At 67.9% G+C, this 3,765-nt stretch carries 4 protein-coding genes; all 4 read left to right on the top strand.

Going from position 1 to position 3,765, the window contains the following annotated elements; genetic code table 11:
* A partial coding sequence (locus EV191_RS30290) for a hypothetical protein (RefSeq protein WP_207894904.1) occupies nucleotides 1–272 on the top strand: 272 nt, incomplete at its 5' end.
* Nucleotides 269–2,539 carry an FtsK/SpoIIIE domain-containing protein gene (locus EV191_RS29935; RefSeq protein WP_132881493.1) on the top strand — a complete coding sequence of 757 codons (2,271 nt, stop codon included), beginning with the start codon at nucleotides 269–271 and terminating at the stop codon, nucleotides 2,537–2,539. The genes EV191_RS30290 and EV191_RS29935, both read left to right, overlap by 4 nt.
* 229 nt (nucleotides 2,540–2,768) lie before the next feature.
* Complete coding sequence (locus EV191_RS29940; RefSeq protein WP_341539647.1) at nucleotides 2,769–3,263, top strand: M23 family metallopeptidase; 495 nt, start codon at nucleotides 2,769–2,771, stop codon at nucleotides 3,261–3,263.
* 47 nt (nucleotides 3,264–3,310) lie between these two features.
* The gene (locus EV191_RS29945; protein WP_132881496.1) at nucleotides 3,311–3,595 is read left to right on the top strand and encodes a hypothetical protein; all 285 of its coding nucleotides are present in this window, start codon (nucleotides 3,311–3,313) and stop codon (nucleotides 3,593–3,595) included.
* Nucleotides 3,596–3,765: the final 170 nt, after the last annotated feature.

The following is a 3,765-nucleotide window of genomic DNA, read 5'->3' on the forward strand; positions in this document are numbered from 1 at the left end:
GGGCGCACGCCGAAGGACGCGCGGACGCGCTCACCGGGGCGCGCCTCGCCGAGGTCAGTGGCGCGCACCCCGGCACCGCGCGCAAGTGGCTCGCCACCTGGCGCGCCGAAACCACCACCAACGCGCCCACCACCAACGCGCCCAACGCGAGCGCGCCGGGCGCGCCATCGGCCGGGAGCGCGCCGACGAGTGCGCGCGCCGAACCGAGCACACCCGTCGAGAACACCCAGCAGGACGCGCACACGCCGGAAGGAAGGGAGGTAGCGGCATGACACGCCACGACGGTGCGCCCCCGGACATGACCGGCGCGCACCAGCCCGAGGACGCGACGGTCGTCTACCTGCCGGCCACCCGCACCGACACCCCCACCAGATCCGACACCAGCGCGCCGAGCGCACCGGAAGAGAGCGCGGTGGGCGTGGGCGCGGTGGGCACGGAGGTCGAGTTGGCGCCGGCGCGCGAAGCGTTCAACACGCGCCGACTGGTGCCCGAGCAGGCGCGCGAACGCATGGCGCACGGCGCGGTCGTGGTCGCGCACCGCGCCGGCCCGGCGGTGGCGCGCGGTGCGCGTGGTACGGCGCGCCACGCGTGGCATGTGGTCGCGGGTGCGCGGGTGCTGGCGCGGCGGTGGCGTGATCGGCATGGCGCGTCGCGCTATGAGCGGATGATGCAGGCCGCCGAGTTGGAGGGCAATCACGAGCGGCTGTTGGAGTGGGAAGCGCGTGATGTCGCCGAGAAGCAGCGGCGGCACGACCGTTCCCAGGATTGGCTCAATAGCCCGCTCAAGCTGGTGGGCGCGCTTGGGGTGGGCATCGCGTCCATTGTTGCGTTGCTGCTGGCGGTCGGGATCGTGGTGGCCATCGGTGATGGTGATGTGAGCCAGGTCGTGGCGCCGATCGCCGGGGTGTTGGACGCGATCCGGTGGGCCTGGTGGTTCGCCACTGCCTACGGCATCTTCCTGGTGCTGGGCGCGACCGGGTTGGGGTTGGTGTATCTGCACGAGCAGGGCCGTAAACACACCGACGCGCCCCGCTGGTTGCGCGCCGAACCGGCGAATGTCGGGGCCAGCGTGGTCGACGCTGCCCTGGACGAGTCGATGATCATGAATGCGTTGCGCAAGCTGGGTCATTCCGCGTTGAACAAGGCGTTCAAGGACGGCTGGGGCAGCACGGTGATGCCGACCTGGGTGCAACCCCCGTTGCCGGTCGGGCGGCACGGGTGGGAATTCGCGCTCCGCCTGCCCGGCGGTGTCCCCGCGACCAGCATCAACGGTCGCAAAGAGGTGTTGGCGCACAACCTGGGGCGCCGACCGGAAGAGGTGTGGGTCGACGTCGACGACGGAGACCCGATGGCCATGAAATGCCTGGTGCTCAACCCCGGCGCGCTACGTGAACCGGTGCCTGACTATCCGCTGCTTGCCGGTGGACAGACGGACTTTTGGACCGGGTTCCCGGTCGGGATCGACGCGCGCCGGAACCCGGTCACCACCCCCATATTCGAACGCAACACGATCAAGGCCGGGATCATGGGGTCCGGGAAAACGAGCCTGTTGCAGGTCGAGTTGGCCGGGGCCGCGCTCGACCCCTTGGTCGATATCGATGTGTTTTGTTTCGCCGACAACAACGACTACGAGTGGTTGCGGCCCGTGGCCTCCATCGTCTCCATGGGCGATACCGCCGCCAACGTCGAAGCGTGCCTGGCCCACATCACCGACCTGCACGCCTCGCTAGCCGAACGTGGCCAGTTGCTGCGCGAGTACGGCATCAACTCGGTGACCCGCGAAGTCGCCGAGAAAGACCCACGACTACGCCCCCGGTTCGTCGTGATCGACGAATGCCAGAGCTTCTTCCGCCAGGACAAACCCGAAGACCGCCGCGAGCTGGTCAACATGATGGTGCGGTTCTTCTCCGCCGCCCGCAAATACGGAATCGTGCTCAACTTCGCCACACCCACCCCCTCTGACCAGTCCCTTCCCCGTGACCTGGTGGCCGTGACCAGCAACCGGGCCTGTTTCGCGATCGGCGACAAGAACCGCAACAACGTGGTCCTCGGGGAACGTGCCTACGAAAACGGGCTCTCCGCACTCGAACTCAAACCCGCCGTCAAGGAAGGCAACAAGATCGTCGCCCTCAACGACGTCGGCACCTGCGTCGCGGTCGGCTACATGCAGCAACCCGGACTGCTGCGCTCCTACAACCTCACCAGCAGCGACCAGAACACCATCATCACCCGCGCCCTCGAACTCCGCGGCGGAGCGACCCACCCCCACCCCACCGCGGTTGAGCCCGAGCAGCAGCGGGACCTGCTCGACGACGTACACACCGCCCTGGCCGGCGAGGACAAAGTCAAAGCCACCGACGTAGCCGCCCGGCTGCGTGACCTCGCCTCCAGCTACCGGCCCTACCAGACCCTCAACGGCACCGAACTCGCCACACACCTCGAACAACTCAACGTCAAAGTCACCAAATCCGGCGTCCTCTGGGTATACGCGGAGCGTGTCCGCGACGCCCTCGCGCACCGCGAGGGAGGGAACACCTAACCCCACCCACAACCACCCCCGGAACCCAGGGTTTCCCACCGGATTCCCTGCGTTCCCTGACTCCCTAAACCACCCATCACCGCAGCACAACCCCAGGGAACGGCCCCAGAGCACCGGTCAGGGAATTCTCCCTCCCCACGCCGCGATGCCCTACCCCGTTCCCTCCGCACTCCCTACCCCAAAACCATCCCGAAACTGTCACTCACCGTCACATTGTGGAGGGTTCGACATGTCGCTCAAGACCAAACTCGTGGTCGCCGCCGCGCTGGCCGGGGTCCTCGTGTGGGCACACCACCGCAGCGAACCCAGCATGGCCGACACCGGCCACGTCACCCCCGTCGACGGGGCCACCTTCACCTCCGGATACGGCCCCCGCTGGGGCACCACCCACGGCGGTATCGACCTCGCCGCGCCCCTGGGCACCCCCATCCGCGCGGTGACCAGCGGCACCGTCATCGAAGCCGGCCCCGCCAGCGGCTTCGGCAACTGGATCCGCATCCGGCATGACGACAACGACAACACGGTCACCGTCTACGGACACATGGCCGTCTACCACGTCCGCGCTGGTCAACACGTCACCACCGGCGAACGCATCGCCGAAGTCGGCAACGAAGGCCAATCCACCGGCCCCCACCTACACCTCGAAATCTGGCCCGGCGGGGACCGCACCGCCCGCGTCGATCCGCAACCGTGGCTCGCCCAACGCGGCGTCCACCTCACCTAAACCGCACCACCACCACATCCGGCACCACCGAAAGGACACCACCAGCCATGACCGAGCACTCCGAGCGCGTCCTCAACGACATCAATCGCGCCCTCACCACCACCAAACGACTCGAAAGCCGCGCCCGCAAACTCCGCAACGAGAAAGCGCGGCTGCTCGCCTCCACCGCCCGCTCACACCTCGAAAGCGCGCGGCTGTACCAACGGACCGCGGTCGGCCTGTGGCCCAGCGACCCCAAACACCACAAATACACGGACCGCGCCCGCGGGCAGTTCTACTTAGGACAGTCCCACCTTCATCACGCCAAAGTCACCCTCAAACGCGGCCACTAACCACCCGGCCCCCCGCTAACCACCCCGCACCACCCCGCACCACCCCCACCCAGCACACCGAAAGGACACCACCAGCCATGACCGCTACCTCTGCGCCCCAGGACCAACTCGGTCGGCTTGTCGCCGAGAACACCGTGCTCGCCATGGACCTCGACGGTGCCTTCGCCGAC

Origin of the sequence: Tamaricihabitans halophyticus (assembly GCF_004340875.1) — a bacterium.
Classification (GTDB): domain Bacteria; phylum Actinomycetota; class Actinomycetes; order Mycobacteriales; family Pseudonocardiaceae; genus Tamaricihabitans; species Tamaricihabitans halophyticus.

Excerpts from the sequence above, each read along its gene's own strand:
- EV191_RS29935 (WP_132881493.1), top strand. The coding sequence starts at position 269 with ATGACACGCCACGACGGTGCGCCCCCGGACATGACCGGCGCGCACCAG.
- EV191_RS29940 (WP_341539647.1), top strand. The coding sequence starts at position 2,769 with ATGTCGCTCAAGACCAAACTCGTGGTCGCCGCCGCGCTGGCCGGGGTC.
- EV191_RS29945 (WP_132881496.1), top strand. The coding sequence starts at position 3,311 with ATGACCGAGCACTCCGAGCGCGTCCTCAACGACATCAATCGCGCCCTC.